Origin of the sequence: Mycobacterium sp. (assembly GCF_032159775.1) — a bacterium.
Taxonomy (GTDB): domain Bacteria; phylum Actinomycetota; class Actinomycetes; order Mycobacteriales; family Mycobacteriaceae; genus Mycobacterium.
This window is the reverse complement of sequence record NZ_JAVHWK010000107.1, coordinates 1-4,000: the sequence shown is the minus strand read 5'-3', so window position 1 is coordinate 4,000 and position 4,000 is coordinate 1. Positions and strand designations below refer to the sequence as shown.

At 64.8% G+C, this 4,000-nt stretch carries 4 protein-coding genes and 1 pseudogene; 4 read left to right on the top strand and 1 reads right to left on the bottom strand.

What is annotated here, in order from left to right:
- The 4 genes and pseudogenes from QOJ24_RS12095 to QOJ24_RS12080 form a co-directional block, all read left to right on the top strand.
- A pseudogene (locus tag QOJ24_RS12095) lies at window positions 1–189 on the top strand (AarF/ABC1/UbiB kinase family protein); the annotation flags it as partial.
- Between the two features lie 29 nt (window positions 190–218).
- Complete coding sequence (locus QOJ24_RS12090) at window positions 219–1,121, top strand: alpha/beta fold hydrolase (RefSeq protein ID WP_526261418.1); 903 nt, start codon at window positions 219–221, stop codon at window positions 1,119–1,121.
- 150 nt (window positions 1,122–1,271) lie between these two features.
- The gene (locus QOJ24_RS12085) at window positions 1,272–2,150 is read left to right on the top strand and encodes a cyclopropane mycolic acid synthase family methyltransferase (protein ID WP_526261416.1); all 879 of its coding nucleotides are present in this window, start codon (window positions 1,272–1,274) and stop codon (window positions 2,148–2,150) included.
- A gap of 203 nt (window positions 2,151–2,353) precedes the next feature.
- Window positions 2,354–3,250: a cyclopropane mycolic acid synthase family methyltransferase gene (locus QOJ24_RS12080; RefSeq protein WP_526261414.1), complete on the top strand. Its 897-nt coding sequence runs from the start codon at window positions 2,354–2,356 to the stop codon at window positions 3,248–3,250.
- Between the two features lie 58 nt (window positions 3,251–3,308).
- Here QOJ24_RS12080 and QOJ24_RS12075 read toward each other — a convergent pair.
- On the bottom strand, window positions 3,309–4,000 hold a 692-nt coding region (locus QOJ24_RS12075), incomplete at its 5' end, for a hypothetical protein (protein ID WP_526261412.1).

Genomic DNA, 4,000 nt, shown 5'->3' with positions numbered 1-4,000 from the left:
GCCGAGGCCTACGACGTCAAGCTGCCGCGCGAGCTCGTACTGATCGGCAAGCAGTTCCTCTACGTCGAGCGCTACATGAAGCTGCTGGCGCCCAAGTGGCAGATGATGAGCGACCCGCAACTGACGGGGTACTTCGCCAACTTCATGGTCGAGGTCAGCCGTGAACATTCGGACGAGCTGGACATTTGACCGACGAGCGCTTGCGCGAGGAGCATTTGATGGACATTCGCACTGGCGTCGCCAAGTCCGGTGAGCTGGACATCGCCTACGAGGACATGGGTGACGAGAACGATCCCGCCGTCCTGCTGATCATGGGCCTGGGCGCGCAATTGTTGTTCTGGCGCAAGGGTTTCTGCGAGAAGCTCGTCGACCAGGGGCTGCGCGTGATCCGGTACGACAACCGTGACGTCGGGCTGTCGAGCAAGGTCGATGGCCGTCATACCGGTGCGCCCCTGCTGCCCAGGATGGTCCGCTCGCAACTCGGGCTGAAGAACGGCGCGGTGTACACGCTGGAACACATGGCCGACGACGCTGCGGCCCTGCTCGATCATCTGCAGATCGACAAGGCGCACATCGTCGGCGGCTCGATGGGCGGGATGATCGCGCAGATCTTTGCCGCGCGGTATCAGCAGCGCACCAAGACGTTGGTCGTCTTCTTCTCGAGCAACAACCAGCCGCTACTCCCGCCGCCGGGTCCCAAGCAACTACGCGCAGTGACGACGCGGCCCAAGGACACGTCCCGCGAGGGCGTCATCGCGAACTCCGTGCGCGTCGGCAAGATCATCGGCAGCCCGGGCTACCGGGTGCCCGACGAGGAGCTGGAGGCCGACGCCGTCGAGGCGTACGAACGCTCCTACTACCCAGCCGGGGTGGCACGGCAGTTCAGCGCGATCCTCGGCAGCGGCAGTCTGCTCGCCTACGACAAGCAGATCACCGCACCCACGTTGGTGATCCACGGGCGCGCCGACAAGTTGATGCGCCCCGCGGGCGGTCGCGCCATCGCCAAGGCGATTCGCAGATCGCGGTTGGTGATGTTCGACGGAATGGCCCATGACCTGCCGGAACCTCTGTGGGACGACATCGTCGGCGAGCTCAAGACCACGTTTGCTGAAGTTCCCTGACCCGCCGCCTTGGGTGACGCGCTTGGCGGCCGGCCGATTCGGCTGCAGGTGGTGATCAGCGTAGAGTGCGCCTTTGAGTGCATCAGGGGGCTTGGCGGGTCACCGGCGACGCCGCCGAGCCACTGAACAGCCAGAAAGGCATTCTCCGCTATGTCGACTACCCGCAAGAAGGGTGGCCTCAAGCCGCACTTCGAGGACGTCCAGGCTCACTACGACCTGTCCGACGATTTCTTCCGGCTCTTCCTCGATCCGAGCCAGACCTACAGTTGCGCCTACTTCGAGCGCGACGACATGACGCTCGAGGAAGCTCAGCTCGCCAAGGTCGACCTGGCGCTCGGCAAGCTCGGCCTCGAACCCGGCATGACGCTGCTCGACGTGGGCTGCGGCTGGGGCGCGACGATGATGCGGGCCATCGAGAAGTACGACGTCAACGTCATCGGTCTCACCCTCAGCGAGAACCAGAAGGCACACGTCGAGACCGTCTTCGCCGCCTCCGACAGCCCCCGCACCAAGCGCGTGCTGCTCAACGGCTGGGAGCAGTTCGACGAGCCCGTCGACCGGATCGTCTCGATCGGCGCCTTCGAACACTTCGGCAAGGATCGCTGGGACGACTTCTTCGCGATGGCCTACAAGGCGCTGCCCGACGACGGCGTGATGCTGCTCCACACCATCACCGCGCTCACCCTCCCGCAGATGACCGCGGCAGGGCTGCCGCTGACGTTCTCGATCGCCCGCTTCGTGAAGTTCATCCTCACCGAGATCTTCCCTGGCGGATACCTGCCGACCACTGAGATGGCAGGCGAGTACGCGACCAAGGCCGGCTTCGAGCTGACCAGGACGCAGTCGCTGCAGAAGCACTACGCCAGGACGTTGGACACCTGGTCGGCGGCGCTCGAGGCGCACAAGGACGAGGCCATCGCGATCCAGTCGCAAGAGGTGTACGACCGCTACATGCACTACCTCACCGGCTGCGCCAAGGGCTTCCACGAGGGCTACATCGACGTCTGCCAGTTCACGCTGGAGAAGTAGCACTTCCGGTCGCGCGACTCTTCGCCCTGACGAAGTCGAGGGCAAATTGGAGTCGACAAGCGGGTAACAAGTAGTCTGTAGCGCCTGAGGCGGTGGTTCGAGCCTCGATACCCCGGTCCCCGGGTAGGGTCCGTCACATCGCGACCTCCGACGATCAAGCAAACGTGCCGATACAGTCGCAAGAAAGGCCTAGCAGGTAACACATGTCTGACAACTCCACTGGCACGAAGGACTTGACTCCTCACTTCGAGGACATCCAGGCGCACTACGACCTGTCTGACGACTTCTTCGGCGTCTTCCAGGACCCGACGCGCAAGTACAGCTGCGCCTACTTCACCGGGCCGAACGTCACGTTGTCCGACGCGCAGATCGCAAACGTCGATCAGCACCTCGACCGTCTGGATCTCAAGCCGGGTATGACGCTGCTCGAGGTCGGCTGCGGCTGGGGCCTCACGCTGCTGCGCGCCATGGAGAAGTACGACGTCAACGTCATCGGCCTGACGCTGAGCAAGAACCAGCAGGCCTACTGCAACCAGCTGCTGGGTGACCTGAAGAGCGAGCGCACCTTCGACGTCCGGCTCGAGGGGTGGGAGCAGTTCCACAGCCCGGTCGACCGGATCGTCTCGATCGAGGCGTTCGAGCACTTCGGGTTCGAGCGCTACGACGACTTCTTCAAGACCTGCTTCGACATCATGCCCGATGACGGCCGGATGACGATCCAGAGCAGCGTTGCGTACCACCCCGATAATCTGCTGGCCCGGGGCAAGAAGCTGACCTTCGAAATGGCGCGCTTCATCAAGTTCATGATCACCGAGATCTTCCCGGGTGGCCGCATCCCGTCCACCGAGATGATGATCGAGCATGGCGAGAAGGCGGGCTTCACGGTCCCCGAGGCGCTGTCGCTGCGCAATCACTACATCAAGACGTTGGGGATCTGGGCCGCCGCCCTGGAGAACCACAAGACCGAGGCCATCGCCGCCACCGACGAGGAAAACTACAACCGGTACATGAAGTACCTGACCGGTTGCCAGTATTACTTCGTCGACGAGAGCATCGACGTCAGTTTGGTCACCTACCTGAAGCCGGGTGCCGTGGCCTGACGCCCCCGAGACAAGAGAACGCCCCCGCACTCCTCGAGCGCGGGGGCGTTCTGCTGTGTCAGGCTGCTGCCTTCTCAGAGCCCGCGGTGGAACCGGAGTCGCCGGCGGCGGGGGCGGTGGTGCCGGTACCGGCCTCCGTCGCGCCCGTCGTCGTGGTCGCGCCGCCGTCGCCGGCCGCACCGGCGGCCTTGGCGTTGGCGGCGGCTTCCTTGGCCTTGTCCGCGGCCGCTTGCGCGGCAGCTTCGTTGTCGGCCGCTTCCTTCGCCTTGTCGGCTGCCTCCTTGGCCTCCTTGGCCTTCTTGGCTTCCTCGGCTGCGGCGGCCTTGTCGGCAGCGGCCTTCGCATCCGCGGCGGCTTGGGCATCGGCCGCGGCCTTCGCGTCAGCGGCTGCTTGGGTGTCCGCGGCAGCCTTCGCATCCGCGGCGGCTTGGGCGTCAGCGGCGGCCTTGGCATCTGCGGCAGTCTTGGCGTCAGCGGCGGCCTTGGCGTCAGCAGCTGCCTTGGCGTCCGCAGCTGCCTTGGCATCAGCGGCCGTTTGGTCGTTTCCGCTCTGATCGGCTGCGGTCTGCTGGACGTCCCCGGATCCGACGGTGTCGGCGCTGACGGCATCCAGGGTCTGCTTCTTGTCCGCCGTCTTGTCCGCCGTCGCGTCGACGTTCTGAACAAGGGCGTTGCGCGAGACCAGCGTCTGATTGACGACCGGGGCAGGCGCCACCGGGGTGACCGTCGGTCCGCCGTTGATCGCATCCT

What these genes read in the sequence shown, in the direction of transcription:
- QOJ24_RS12090 (WP_526261418.1), top strand. Translation starts at nt 219, where the DNA reads ATGGACATTCGCACTGGCGTCGCCAAGTCCGGTGAGCTGGACATCGCC.
- QOJ24_RS12085 (WP_526261416.1), top strand. Translation starts at nt 1,272, where the DNA reads ATGTCGACTACCCGCAAGAAGGGTGGCCTCAAGCCGCACTTCGAGGAC.
- QOJ24_RS12080 (WP_526261414.1), top strand. Translation starts at nt 2,354, where the DNA reads ATGTCTGACAACTCCACTGGCACGAAGGACTTGACTCCTCACTTCGAG.